We start from the raw sequence: 12,249 nt of genomic DNA on the forward strand, positions 1-12,249 counted from the left end.
GCGGGCCTCCTAGGCTCCGGCGTGCTCCGGTACGGACGGACCTGCCTGCTCTTGTGGCAGGCGGCCCCAGTGGGTGCCGAGGATCTCGGCGTCCGCGGCGATCGGGACGCCGCGGAACGCGCTGGTCATCACCTTCGTGAGCAGGTCGCGGACGTGTTCGGCGTCCTGCTCGGGGACCTGGACGATGACCTCGTCGTGGACGAACAGCCACAAAGCGCCGGCCAGGCCGTGGGTGGTGGCGAGTTCGTAGACGGCGGCCACCAGCAGGTCACGGGCGGTGGACTGGATCGCGTAGTTGCTGTTGGCGTACGGCCGGTCCGGGTCGGCCGGGATCCTGCGGCCGGAGCCGGTGATGACGGTGGTCGCGTTGGCGATGTCCTTGCCGAAGCGGATCACTTCGGGGTAGGTGCGCTGCCAGCGCTGGATCACCCCGCGCGCCACATGCACGGGCACCCCGGTCTGCGCGGCGAGGGCCTTGGCGCCGCCGCCGTAGATCGTGCCGAACGTGGCCCGCTTGGAGACGGTGCGCTGTTCCTTGGTGAAGCCGGGCCCGTACATCAGGGTCGCGGTCGCGTCATGCAGATCCACCCCGGAGGCGATCACGTCCATCAGGGTCCGGTCCCTAGACAGGGCGGCGGCCACCCGCACTTCCACCTGGGAGAAGTCGCAGGCGACCAGCACGTGCCCGGGGTCCGCGCGGAAGCAGTGCCGCAACCTGGGGTCGTGCTTCTTGAGGGTCTGGAGCGCCGGTCCGGTGATCGACATGCGGCCGGTGCGGGCCCGCAGCGTGTTGATCTGCGGATGCACCCGCCCCGTCGCGTCCGCTGCGGCCAGGAACGATTCCAGGTTGCTGATGGTGTTGGAGGTGGCCGCCAGCCGCTGCCGCGCGGCCACCATCGCGGCCCCCTCCTCCGAGATCCGGGCGGCGCCCGCGGTCACGGCGTCCTGGAGCGCGGTGAGGCTGTCGGCGCTGGTGGAGACCTGCCCTCCCTCGGTGCGGGGCAGGGTGAAGCCGTCCACCTGCGACTCCAGCCAGGCCGCGAACCTCGGGGAGCGCCCGGAGAACCCGAGCGCCTGGCGGATGACCTGGTCACCCTGGTCGAACTCGCTACGGAACTCCGCCAGCAGACCGCGGGTGTAGAGGGTGTCCAGGAGCAGGCCGCGCACGGTGATGCCGGTGGACTGCGCGGCCAGCCACGCCTCCATCCGCACCAGGTGCGAGAACGGGGCGCAGCGGCTGAGTAGCAGCGGCAGCAGTCGGCGCACGTAGACAGCGTCCAGGCCCGCGTACACGGTGAACGCCTCATCCGTGGCCGGCAGATGGTTCCATCCCCAGTCGATCGGGTTGTTCCCGGCACGGGAGCCGACCGGGGCCAACTCACGCATCCGCGCGTGCAGCGCGGTCTCCGCCTGCTTCAGACCGTCGTCCAGGTAGCGGCCGGTGAGTTCCTTCAGGCCGTGTCCGGCCCGCTCGTCGGGCGCCAGCAGCTTGGACAGCAGGTGGGTGTCGATGACCCGGTGTCCGAGCCCGAGGCCGAACGCCGACCACACCGCCAGCACGTCATAGGAGGTGTGGGTCACGAAGCGGCGCCGCTCGTCTGCCAGAACCTCCGCGATGGCCCGACGCTGCTCGGGGATGAGGGGGTTGAGGACCCACGCCGCGGTGGGTGCGCCGAACTGCACCAGGCGGACCCCAGCGTCGGGACCGAAGTGCCCGGGGCCGCCCTTGACGATGGCGCGGGTCTCCACGTCCAGCCCCAGCACCAGATCCGATGCCGCGAACGCCGCGAAGGCTGCCGGATCGAACTCCGTCGCGTCCGCAGGGGCGTTGATGGTCATCGTGTGGCCGCCGTGGGTGCGGGTGTAGTCGGTCACGATGCACCGCCGTCCCGGGGTGCGGGGTGCTGGGTGATGACGGCGCGGATCGCCTTCACTGACGGCCCGTCGTGCAGCCACGGTTGTTCCGGCGTCGTCGCCAGGTGCCGCCCGAACAGCCGCACCCTTCCCGGCGCGCAGTCACGGGAATGCCAGGTCACGTTGTAGGTCCACCGGTCTCCGCGGGCGCCGGACTGCTCTCCCGCATGCAGGAGGCGGCCCACCTGGACGCTCACGAACGGCTCGCCTCCGTAGCCGGGTGGCGTCCACTGCACGAGCGTCAGCCAGCCGTGCACCTGGGCATGTGTGACCAGATCAGCCGCGGCCTTCGGCAGTACGTAGCCGGGCGGCGGGGAGGCCACCAGCTCGCGCAGGCGGCGGTCCACCGATGCGAGCCGGTCCCTGTTCTCAGGGCTCGCGTCACCTGCCTTGCGGAGGGCTGCGGCGAGCTCGCCGCGCTCGCCGGTGAGGCGGGTGTACTCCTGGGCCGGGGTTTCCACAGCGGTCACCACAGCGTCGGCTCCTCATCGAGACGCTTACCGCAGTGCGGGCACACGTCGTCGGCGTCGATGTGCAGCCGTGACCAGCAGCGCAGGCACACCCGCGCGGCGACCGGTTTGCCGGACTGCTCGATGCGGTGGGTTTCCGGGGTGGTCTGGAACAGCGGTTTGCGCGGCTGTCGGCAGATCTCGCAGCGTGCGTGTGGGCTGCCCTCCGGATAGGTGAGCTGGGCCCCGGCCGGGGGCGTGGATGGTTCCTCCTTCTTCTTGCTGGTCACGTGCTGTTCCTCCCTTCGTCGCGGGTGTCGCAAGGCGGGCACTCCCACAGCAGCGGCACGGTGCCCAGGTTCATCGGGCGGCGGCAGCGCGGGCAGGGCAGCGGTGTGGGCGGCGGCAGGATGCGGGCCAGCCACGTGTAGCCGTCCCCGGCCAGCGCGCGGCCGTAGGCGGCGGTATTGGCGGCCTGGTAGCGGACCGCCCCGGGCATCTGCTCCGGGTCGGTCTCGGCGTCGAACAGGGCCAGTTCGGCGGGCGGGGCGGTCACGCCGCCTCCCGCGCCGCGAGTGCGGCGAGGTAGCCGCGGCCGATCCACTCGGTGTAGGCGGGTGGGATGGCCTCGGTTAGCTCCTCGCGGATGTCGGTCCACGTGATACCCATCGCCGCTTGCAGCTCGGGGATGGAAGGCTTACCCCCGCCGGCGCCGTACGCGGCGACGTACGGGCCGTCGAAGTACTCACCGTGCCGCCACCCGCGCACCCTCCCCCGGTGCGGGACGTGCGCCGGCCGGGCAAGCGTCCAGCCGCCCAACTCGAAGTTGCGGTGCCGGATCACCCCGAGCCCGAACATCTCACCGCACAGGGTCAGGTCTTTGCGGATCTCCGCGCGGCCGTTGGGCTGCTCGATGACGTACGGCAGCCCGGTCTTGTCGAGCAGGTCACGGGTGGGTGCCACCAGGTCTTCGTGGGTGCCGCCCCACCCTTGCGAGCGGTTGGTGCCCACGGTCAGGGAGCACTTGCCCTGGCACGGCGGGGAGGCGTGGACCAGCGTGTACCGCTCGATGTCCCCCGTGGTGATCAGGTGGGCGAGGTATTCGAGCGCGTCACCCCGGTGATACGGGAAGGGGTAGTTCGGGCAGTCAGCGATGTCACAGCCGTCCACGTCGAACCCTGCTCGCTGGTAGCCGGTACCGGCGCCGCCGGCGCACGAGAACACGTCCAGCGCTCGCGGCCGTAAGCCGTGCGCTCGCCGGATGTCGGTGGGTTGGGTCATGCTGGGAGGTCTCCAGATCTCTTTGAAGGGACTGGACTGCCGGAGCGGGCCGCGATCTTTGGCGAGATGTGGGCGGCCCGCTCCGGGCTTCATTCGCCCTTGCCGCGGGCGAGTTTGAGGGTGATGCCACCGGCCCCGACGGGCCCGGCGGCGCCGGCGATGACGGTGGCGGTGTGCGCGGCGGCGTCCATCAGCGCGCACAGCGCGGCGACCAGTCCCCAGCCTCCGAGGACGACGGCGCCGGCGATGGCGAACGGGACCAGGACCCGGCGCCAGGCGATGGCGTTGGGGTCGGTGGTCTGGACGACGATGACGACGGGCTGCCCGATCGCCTGCGCGCGGTTCCAGGTGTCGGCAGGGATGTGCGGGGCGAGGAACCCCGGCGGGTCCGTCCGGTCCATGACGTGCTCCTTCAAGTCGGGGGTGGGTGGAATCGGGAGAAGCAGGAACCCCTGGGGATGTGGCCCCAGGGGTTCCGTCCGTTCGTTGGCGCTGCTGGTCAGTCCATGACCGACTTCATGAGCGCCTCGGCCTCGGCCAGCGCGGCGGATCCCGCTGTGCCGGTGCGGCGCGGCCTCTTGCCGCGCCCGCCCGTCTTGGTCCCGCCCTCGGGCTCGATGAGGTCGGAGTCGGGTGCGTTCCAGTCGCCCCACAGACCGCGCTTGTCCAGCTCGCTAATCTCGTGGTCGGTGAGGTGGGCCACCAGGCCGGGGAAAAGGTGGTCGATGCTCTGGCCGGGGGCGAACACCTGCAGCGTGCGCAGCCGGGGCGCCTCGTTGCCCTCGATGATCCAGCCGACGCCGCCCGTGTTCGGGTCCGCCGGGGGCTCTGCCTCGCCCTTCATGATGCGGTCGAAGCGGCCGGTTGCCTTCAGGCTGGTGAAGGTGCGTGGCAGCGGTTCGGGGATCTTGTCCTTCGGGAAGCCGAGGGCCTTGAATTCCTCGGTGATCCTGCCGGGCGGGGTGCGCAGCAGGACCGGGATGGAGTTCTCCCGGATGTTCTCCGCCATCAGGCGCGTGAAGCCGTCCTGCACTTCGGCGGACTGGGCGCCGATGCCCAGGCCGATGCCGTACTTGCGGCCCTTGACCGTGACCTGCTCGCCCAGGTCGGTGATCTCCGCCCCGTACACCGGGTGCCGGGCCGCGGACAGGAACTCGTCCAGCAGCGCTTTGAGCGGCAGGTAGGGGCAGCCGACGGCGTCCGGGCTCCAGTCGTGGTAGCCGCCATCGGCCCAGGGCATCTCGCCGCGGATCTCCATCAGCGCGATGAGCATGCGCAGCAGGCGCACCATGTACAGCGGCCCGTACCCGAGCCGGGCGACGTGCTCGGCGAGCATCCGCGTCTTGCCGTCCGGCGCTTCGGCGGCCACCATCACGATCGCGCCCCAGTTGGCGTAGGCCGCGGCCGCCGCCCCGATCAGCTCCGTCTTGCCGCCGCCGGACGGCGCGATGTACATGTCGTGAGCGGCGCCGCGCGGTGTGTAGACGCGCCCACGGGCGGGCTGGCCGTTCTCCAGGAAACCGACCACGTACCGGCCATCAGCTCCTGGCGTCAGCAGGTCCCTGCTCGCCGGGTAGACCTTGGACAGCGGGGAGACGTCCCACACCTGGGCCATGACCTGGTCGCCGTCGTCGTAGAACTGCACGACGTTGTCCTCGGGCTTGACCCCGAGGACAGCGCACATGGCCGCGGTGTCCCACAGCGGCTCGCCGCCGTCCGTACTACGCGCGATCCAGTAGGTGAAGCCGCGCTGCGTGTCGCGGCCCTTCCTGACAAACCTGGTGTTCGGGACCGGGCCCTTGGCGTGGCCGACCTTGAGGTCCCACCATTCGGCGTCGGTCAGCGCCTGCCGCGGCCGGCTGGCGGCGTCGGGTGTGACGCGGACTTCCGCCCAGCCGGGGCCGGAGGGGCGGCCCGCAGTGCGCTGGGTGCGCAGGATCTGCACCTCTTCCGGTTCCGGCTCGACGCCGAAGGCGGCGGCCACGTCGACCTCCGTCAGGCTGGTGATGGGGCGGCCCTCTTCGGAGGCGCGCAGCATCATCGTGAAGTCGTGCGGCATGCCCGGATGGCGCTCGACGTGGGCGACGACCGTCCGACCCGGCCTGCCAGCGCGCTCCCACAGGTACCGGACACCCTGGGTGAAGTCATCGACACCCCAGTCCGCCGCGGGCTCGGGCTCTACGGCCGGCGCCAGTTGCGGGACGGCGACGTGCGTCAGGACAGGGCGGCGGCCCTTGCGCGAGGTCCGCGACAGCGGGGAGAACAGCACCCCGAGGGCGGCCCAGCCCGCGGCCAGCAGCGCATCCGGGCCCCAGCCGGACGTCTGCAACGCGAAGATGTCGACCCCCAGGGCCGTCACCAGAGGCGACAGCCGGATCAGCGTGCAGCCGGCGCCGTGCGCGCCGTCGTGCAGCTTCTTGGCGGCCAGCGCCGTCGCGGCGGCTCCGGCCGCGAGGATGACGCCGTTGACTGTGCCGTCCGGGGAGGCGTTGGGGGCGATGGCCAGCACGGGCGCGCCCGCCGCGTACATCCAGCGCTCCAGGACGACACTGCGGGGCGTGCGCCATGCGATGCCAGTGGCGGACACGGGAAACCTCCTGGTTCCGGGAAAGGGCGAGGGCAGCCCCGTGGCGGGGCTGCCCTCGGTGGTGGTGAGGTCGCTGGGTCAGTTGTTCCTGACGAATGCGCCGGGTTTCGGGGTCCGTTCCCTGCGCTGGCGGACGGTGTGCAGACGCTCGTAGCGCTTCTGGTGCGTGACCTGCGTCCGGTGCGCCTTGGCGGCGACCTCGCCGGCCTTTTCGACCAGCCTTGCGCCGTCGGTCGCGACGCCGCCCAGGGCGGTCGCGACGGCCATCGCGAGTTCGACGGGCTTGCGGTCGAACTCGGTCTCTGCTGCGCGCCGGGAGACGCTGCCGGCCCTGGTGGCGTTCTGACCGACGCGCGTGGCGAGCAGGTCGAGCAGCACCTTTGCCTGGTCCATGTCCTCCGCGAAGCCTTTCAGCTTGCGCTGGAGGGCGGTGTAGCGGGCCTCTCCTCCGGCGGCCGGCGTAAGGGTTTTGCTGCCTGCGGGTTCGATCTCACCCATGTCGCTCTCCTAGTGGTGGCTCGCGGCGGAAGCCATGGTCAGACCCGAGTCCTTCATCGCGGCGATGTCCTCGCCGTAGACGTTGGCGACCCAGTCGGAGGCGGTGTGCGCGTAGTCGGCGGCCGTGCGGCTGACCTGGGCGAAGTGGTCCGCCATAACGGCCATGGCGGCGGCATCGCTCGCGAGGCCGGACACCTCGTCGGCGACCTCGGTGATGACGTTGTCGTCGTCGGCCAACTCTGCGGCGATCGCCTTGAGTTCGCGTGCGATCCGGCCCAGTGCTTCGGACAGCCGCTCGGCCACGTCCCGGTCCTGTCCAGCCTGGAGGGCGATGTCCTCCATCTCGTGCATGTACTGGTAGACGGTTATGGATGCCCGGTGCTTGGTGGCCAGGTCGGACTGTCCGGGTGCGGTTGCGCTCATGACGTTCTCCTGCGTGGTTGGGCTGTTGGTGCCGGGTCGCTGCGCGTGCGGCTCCGGTGCGGGCGGCAGACCTTTGGGCCCGGGGGCGATTGCCGCCGGCTCGGACGGGGCGGGCTGCCGGCTCGACGGCGCGTCGGCACGCTCGACGGTGATACCGGCCTCTTCCGCCGGGATAGGACCGCCGGGCTCCTCCGGGGCAGGGCGGTTCTTGCTGAACTTCTCCCAGAAACGGCCCCTCTCGGGCCCGTCCTCGCCGGGCCTCGCGGTCTCCTCGGCATCCGGCCCGGCCTTGCCGCCGGCGCCTTTGCCGGGGGCGCCGTCCGGCTTCGCCTCCTCAGGGCCACCATCGGCCTTCTCCGGGCCGCTCTTGCCACCCTCCGGCTTTGCCTCGTCACCCTTTGGGCCGCCAGAAGGCGCATCAGGGGCGACTTTGGGCGCGTCCTTCGGCTTGCTGTCCTTCGGCTTCCCGGAGCCCTTCTCCTTGCCGTCCTTCTTGTCGCCCTTGCGGAGGTCGACCTTCTCTGTCTTCTCGCGGTCCGCGGCGCCGTCTTTCCCGCCCTGCTTGCGCTTGTGGTCGGCGGTCTTGTCGGACTTGCGCTCGCCTGCGGCCTTGTCCTTCTTGCGGTCATCGCGGGACTTCTCCTCCCGCTTGCGCTGATCGTCCTTGGCCTTCTGATCGGCGATCTTGGACGCCTGCTTGCCGGCCCTGGATGCCTGCTTGTCGGCCTTGCGCTGGTCGGCGGCCTTTCGCCGGTCATCGCGGGCCTTGTCGTCCGCCCGCCGTTTCCGTTCGTTGGCCTTGGCTGCCGCGGCCTGCTCCTGGCCCCTGGCCTTGGCTTTGTCGGCAGCGGCTTTGTTCTGCGCCTTCCTGCGGTCGGCGTCCGCCCTCGCCTTCGCCTTGTCGTCAGGCTTCGGCGCGACCTTGGACTGAGGCTTCGGTGCAGGCTTGGGCTGAGGCTTCGGCGTGGTCCCCTGCTGGCCTCGCTTGGATCGTCCCTTGTCCGCACCCATACCGGCGGCGGATGCCTTCCCCGCCGCCTTCGCCCGGTCGGCGTCCGCCTTGCCCTTGGCCGCCGCCCGGTCCGCCTGGGCCTTCATCTGCGCCGTGCGGAGCTTGTTGCGTGCTTCCAGCAGTGCCAGGTCCCGCTTGGTCTGCGCCTCCAGCCGGGCTGCCTTGTGGGCAATCTCGGCCTCACGCAGCGGCGCCTCCGCTTCCATACGGGCCTGTCCGAGGCGGATGCGGTAGTCGATCCAGGCGCCCAGACGCTCGGCAAGCGGGGTACGGGGGGTGAACTCGCCCTGCGCACCCCCATCGTGGCCCGCTTCGCCGTCCCCGCCGGGGACCACGACGTTCGGCAGCGTGGAGGCCATCGCCTGCTGGGGGTCCATCGGTTGCGGGATCGCCGGGAGCTCCAGCGTGGTCTCTTCTGGAGTCTCCGGTGGAATGTCGTCGGGGCCGTAGAGACGGCCCAGATCCGGGATCACCGGCGGGCGGCTCGTCACATCGTCGCCGGCGGGGAAGTGAATCAGCCTTCCCTCGGTGTCGTCGGACACGGATTCCCTCCTCTCAAGTCTTGACGGAGAGTGGTCGGTTCGCGTACGCGCGTGCGCGTCTGGGCGTCTAGGTGCCTGGGCGCCTGCGCCTTGGAGGTTCCAAAGAGGGGCCCCGCGGCGACGGGACCCCTCTTTCGCACGGTCGCGGCGGTTACGCCGTGTGCTTGGTGTAGATCGCGTTCAAGTCGTGGGCGAGCAGCCGCAGCGACTGCACATCACCCCGCTTGTACGCCTTGCTGCCGTGCGTCTGGAGCAGCATCAGCACGAAGTAGAGGACACCCAAGTCCTCACCGTGCCGGTCGATGAACCGCTGCTGCTGCCGCATCAGATACTCGCGGCTGCGCTGCTTGCGCAGCTCCTCCTTGGTGAGCGGCCGGGCGGGCATCGAAGTGCTCACGCGCTCTCCTTCCCGAGATCGAAGACGGAGGCCGGACTCGTGTAGCGCGGCGACTGCGGCACGGTGGTGCCGTTGACCGCCTGGGCCGGGACGGCGCCCTTCTTGCGGGCCTTCTCCAGGGCCTTCTGCCGGCGCTTGCCGGGCAGGGTCCGCACGTCCTCCTCGAACGCGTGCCGCGCGGCGGTGGCCTTCTCCATCTCGGCGGCAGCCGCTTCGAGGTGCTTCAGTACGCGCCGCATCGACTTCTCGACCTGCGCGGACCGCATCCGGGGGTGGTACCAGCGATCACCGTCCACGCGAGTGTTGCGGCAGTGGACCCTCGCTTCGCGAGCGAGGACGGCCAGGCTGTCCTCCGAGTCCAGGAGGCTGCTCTGGTGGCTCTTGAGGTAGGTGGTGAAGGCGTGCGGGTTGGCCGCCACGTCACGCAGCGGCGCGGGGTTCTGCTCGTTCACGGGTGGAACACTCCTTCGAGAAAAGGGCTGGTCACGCCTCTGTGTGGATGCGTCGGCCGTCAGTCCTGCGGATGACCAGCCATGCCACCTGGGCGGCGATGGTGGTGATCAGCCACAGCGTCAGGAGCGGTCCGGCGAGCGGGCCGAACGCGGCGGCCATCGCCAGCCAGGTCAGCACCGAGGTGGCCCCCAGGGTCAGACCCAGGCGCCACAGCAGGACGGAGCGGCCGGCCGGGCGGCGCAGCAGGACGAACGCCAGCCACGCCGCCGGGGCGGCGGCCAGCGGGGCGAGGATCAGCCCGGACCACCACGCCCACCAGTGCAGGAGCCCGGTCAGCGGCAGCGCCAGCACGGCGAGGGCGAGCGGGGCGAGCTGGCGGCGGTGATCCCACACCATGAGCGCCAGGCCGGCGGCCATCTCGCCGGCCAGGGACCGACGTTCGGGCACGATGACGACGAACGGCTGAGCGGAGCGGCGCCCGCGCTGGCGCGGGATGCGGACGGTGGTGATCCCGGCAGGCACCTTCAGGGTGCGTATCCGGGAGCGGGTACGGCTGGACACAGCGGATCTCCTGGAGAGAAGGGGCTGGGATGGGGTGCTGTGCGGGTCAGAACCGGTCGGGTTCGAGCGCGAAGAACAGGACGCTGAACCGGTCGTGACCCAGCTCGTCCGCGGCGATGGACCGGATCTCCTGATAGGCCGCGGAGCGGGAGAACACAGCGGGGTCGAACGTGGCGACCGACGACACGGTCAGCACGTCGCCAGCGGCGGTCTGGACGGTCAGGATGTAGTGGAAACCGACGGCCCTACCGGCACCGACGCTGGTCGGGGTGCTCACGGGGCGACTCCTCACGAGGATGCGGATGTTCAGCCGGCGATCGCGGTGGGAAAGCCGGTCAGGTACGGCTCACGCGCCTTGACCCGGCCCCGGGCGGTGCGGGCCGTCGACTCCGACGCACCCAATCCCACCGCCGCCATCGCCTGAGTCATCCGGGCGGTACTCGGCTGGGTGAAGTCGGTCCCATACAGAGCCCGCACCAACTGATCGACCCGGTTCGGGTAGACCACCGGCGTGCACAGGTCGACGGCCGTCGACGACGCAGCGACGGAAGCCGGATCCACGGCGACGGGCGTCGACGCTCCCTCGGCTCCCGGCACCAGCGCCGGAAGCTCCGGCAGCGGCTCCGCTCCGCCCGCGGTCTCCACGGGCGGAGGGGGCGTCGGGCGGTCGACGCTCACCATGACGGGCGTCAACGGTGCTTCGACGCCCGGCGGCGGGGCGCCGACGCCCGTCATCGCGCGGCGGGCGAGGTAGGCGTGCACCTGCCGCATCAGCGCGCCGAACGCCAGCAGCGCGGCCACCGGAGGCACCGCGGCCACCACGTAGTTCAGGGCGCTCGCGTCCTGGCCGACCCCGGCCACGTTCAGCCCGATGGAGGCGCCGTCCCCTGCGGTGACCAGCCCGATTGCCCACCAGTCGACCCGGTGGGCGAGCGAGGCACGAAGGATCAACAGCTCACCGATCACGATGAACAGATCCACCGTGGCCGGCCAGGCCCACGAACGGGCCACCGCTTCCGCCATGCCGTGTGCGGCGGCGACTTCCTGCAAGTGCTCGTAGGAGAGCCAGAACGCCACCGCGGTGAGGACCACCGTCAGCACACTCGCCAGGGTGGTGATCGCACGCTCCACACCGACGGGCGTCAACGCGGGCTCGACGCCCGTCGACCGTGCCTCGACGCGGGCCGCGGCGCTCATGCCGCACCCGCTTCCACCGTCGCCGGGACGGCGACGTCGCCGTAGCCGATCAGCTCCAGTTCGGCACCCGCGTAGGCAGCCGTCGAGCGCAGGACGCACGTCCGGCCGTCACTCTGCACGCGGTAGTTCACGTCCTCGGGAACGATGGCCAGCGCCTCACGCCACGCCTCGAAGCCGGGCAGGCCGGAGTGAAGCGACAGCTCCAACCGGTCCGGGTAGATGGGCGAGATACTCACGCTCGGTGCCGGCAGATGCCCGAAGTCGACCGCCAGCAGGCGCAGCGCGCACAGCGGCACGACCAGGTCGTCCAACGTCAGGTTCTCGCTCACGCCGCCACCGCCGTACCCGCCACGTGGCGCCGCACCGACCGGCGTGCCGACGTCCGGCGCGGTCGGCGACCGGCGGCCCGCGCGTCCTTCAGCGGGCTCGTACGCAGCAGCGATTCGGCGTACGCCGCGGCCTCCGGGTCCGACTCGCGGAGCTCCACGAGCACCTCGCGGGCAACGTCCAGCCGCGCCGTCCGCTCCTTCGCGGACTCCACAGCCGGACCGGTGAACAGCTCCAGGTCGATACCGAACGCCAACTCCGCGAACTCCCGTGCGGTAACAGCCTCATGACCAGCAACGATGTACCTCATGGGACGTACTCCTCTCAGACGGGAACGGCCCAAAACAGCGGCCCCGGTGTTCGAGCACCGGGGCCGCACGCCGTTGTAGAACCAGGGGAATCCGGCTCCCTGCAACCCCGCCCGTACGACCGCGAGGGCCGGACGGGCGACGGAGGCAACCGGCCGCAGCGCTAGCCGCCGCGATGGCAGGTAGAGAGCGGACCGGATTGGCCGTGAGCGCGCGTTCCGCTCACGGGCCGGGATGCCGTACGGGCGCCCGCCGGCCGGTCCATCGCGGCGGCGCCCACAGTCTTCGTCGGTGCACTGG

At 71.0% G+C, this 12,249-nt stretch carries 16 protein-coding genes; all 16 read right to left on the reverse strand.

Features of this window, described 5'->3' with window-relative positions; all coding sequences use genetic code 11:
- Window positions 1–9 precede the first annotated feature (9 nt).
- The 16 genes from OG798_RS31345 to OG798_RS31420 all read right to left on the reverse strand — a co-directional run bounded on the left by OG798_RS31345 (window position 10) and on the right by OG798_RS31420 (window position 11,951).
- A complete protein-coding gene (locus tag OG798_RS31345; protein WP_328758032.1) occupies window positions 10–1,875 on the reverse strand; it encodes a DNA polymerase in 1,866 nt (621 codons plus the stop codon).
- Entirely contained in the window at window positions 1,872–2,384 is a 513-nt protein-coding gene (locus OG798_RS31350; RefSeq protein WP_328758033.1) for a hypothetical protein, read from the reverse strand. Before OG798_RS31350 ends, OG798_RS31345 begins: the two co-directional genes overlap by 4 nt.
- On the reverse strand, window positions 2,381–2,653 hold the full coding sequence (locus OG798_RS31355) for a hypothetical protein (RefSeq protein WP_328758034.1): 273 nt from the start codon (window positions 2,651–2,653) through the stop codon (window positions 2,381–2,383). Before OG798_RS31355 ends, OG798_RS31350 begins: the two co-directional genes overlap by 4 nt.
- A complete protein-coding gene (locus OG798_RS31360; RefSeq protein WP_328758035.1) occupies window positions 2,650–2,919 on the reverse strand; it encodes a hypothetical protein in 270 nt (89 codons plus the stop codon). The genes OG798_RS31355 and OG798_RS31360 overlap by 4 nt, the downstream gene beginning before the upstream one ends.
- Window positions 2,916–3,644, reverse strand: coding sequence for a DNA methylase (locus OG798_RS31365; RefSeq protein ID WP_328758036.1), 729 nt, complete (start codon window positions 3,642–3,644; stop codon window positions 2,916–2,918). Before OG798_RS31365 ends, OG798_RS31360 begins: the two co-directional genes overlap by 4 nt.
- 89 nt (window positions 3,645–3,733) lie before the next feature.
- Complete coding sequence (locus OG798_RS31370; RefSeq protein WP_328758037.1) at window positions 3,734–4,045, reverse strand: hypothetical protein; 312 nt, start codon at window positions 4,043–4,045, stop codon at window positions 3,734–3,736.
- 98 nt (window positions 4,046–4,143) lie between these two features.
- On the reverse strand, window positions 4,144–6,231 hold the full coding sequence (locus OG798_RS31375) for a chromosome segregation protein ParM (protein WP_328758038.1): 2,088 nt from the start codon (window positions 6,229–6,231) through the stop codon (window positions 4,144–4,146).
- A gap of 78 nt (window positions 6,232–6,309) precedes the next feature.
- Window positions 6,310–6,729, reverse strand: a complete 420-nt coding sequence (locus OG798_RS31380) for a conjugal transfer protein TraB (RefSeq protein ID WP_328758039.1) — start codon at window positions 6,727–6,729, stop codon at window positions 6,310–6,312.
- 9 nt (window positions 6,730–6,738) lie between these two features.
- Window positions 6,739–8,706, reverse strand: a complete 1,968-nt coding sequence (locus OG798_RS31385; protein WP_328758040.1) for a hypothetical protein — start codon at window positions 8,704–8,706, stop codon at window positions 6,739–6,741.
- A gap of 151 nt (window positions 8,707–8,857) precedes the next feature.
- Window positions 8,858–9,103: a carbohydrate ABC transporter gene (locus OG798_RS31390; RefSeq protein ID WP_240361329.1), complete on the reverse strand. Its 246-nt coding sequence runs from the start codon at window positions 9,101–9,103 to the stop codon at window positions 8,858–8,860.
- Window positions 9,100–9,555, reverse strand: a complete 456-nt coding sequence (locus tag OG798_RS31395) for a hypothetical protein (RefSeq protein WP_328758041.1) — start codon at window positions 9,553–9,555, stop codon at window positions 9,100–9,102. Before OG798_RS31395 ends, OG798_RS31390 begins: the two co-directional genes overlap by 4 nt.
- Window positions 9,556–9,586: 31 nt before the next feature.
- On the reverse strand, window positions 9,587–10,117 hold the full coding sequence (locus tag OG798_RS31400) for a hypothetical protein (protein ID WP_328758042.1): 531 nt from the start codon (window positions 10,115–10,117) through the stop codon (window positions 9,587–9,589).
- Window positions 10,118–10,163: 46 nt separating this feature from the next.
- On the reverse strand, window positions 10,164–10,394 hold the full coding sequence (locus OG798_RS31405) for a hypothetical protein (protein WP_328758043.1): 231 nt from the start codon (window positions 10,392–10,394) through the stop codon (window positions 10,164–10,166).
- A 29-nt stretch (window positions 10,395–10,423) separates the two neighbouring features.
- Window positions 10,424–11,314: a DUF2637 domain-containing protein gene (locus OG798_RS31410; protein ID WP_328758044.1), complete on the reverse strand. Its 891-nt coding sequence runs from the start codon at window positions 11,312–11,314 to the stop codon at window positions 10,424–10,426.
- Complete coding sequence (locus tag OG798_RS31415) at window positions 11,311–11,643, reverse strand: hypothetical protein (RefSeq protein ID WP_328758045.1); 333 nt, start codon at window positions 11,641–11,643, stop codon at window positions 11,311–11,313. Before OG798_RS31415 ends, OG798_RS31410 begins: the two co-directional genes overlap by 4 nt.
- Window positions 11,640–11,951: a hypothetical protein gene (locus tag OG798_RS31420; RefSeq protein ID WP_328758046.1), complete on the reverse strand. Its 312-nt coding sequence runs from the start codon at window positions 11,949–11,951 to the stop codon at window positions 11,640–11,642. Before OG798_RS31420 ends, OG798_RS31415 begins: the two co-directional genes overlap by 4 nt.
- Between the last annotated feature and the right edge of the window lie 298 nt (window positions 11,952–12,249).

Origin of the sequence: Streptomyces sp. NBC_00271 (genome assembly GCF_036178845.1) — a bacterium.
Classification (GTDB): Bacteria; Actinomycetota; Actinomycetes; order Streptomycetales; family Streptomycetaceae; genus Streptomyces.

Bases quoted from the DNA above. Each gene is read 5' to 3' on its own strand.
- OG798_RS31365 (WP_328758036.1), bottom strand. From the start codon at position 3,644: ATGACCCAACCCACCGACATCCGGCGAGCGCACGGCTTACGGCCGCGA.
- OG798_RS31370 (WP_328758037.1), bottom strand. From the start codon at position 4,045: ATGGACCGGACGGACCCGCCGGGGTTCCTCGCCCCGCACATCCCTGCC.
- OG798_RS31380 (WP_328758039.1), bottom strand. From the start codon at position 6,729: ATGGGTGAGATCGAACCCGCAGGCAGCAAAACCCTTACGCCGGCCGCC.
- OG798_RS31410 (WP_328758044.1), bottom strand. From the start codon at position 11,314: ATGAGCGCCGCGGCCCGCGTCGAGGCACGGTCGACGGGCGTCGAGCCC.
- OG798_RS31420 (WP_328758046.1), bottom strand. From the start codon at position 11,951: ATGAGGTACATCGTTGCTGGTCATGAGGCTGTTACCGCACGGGAGTTC.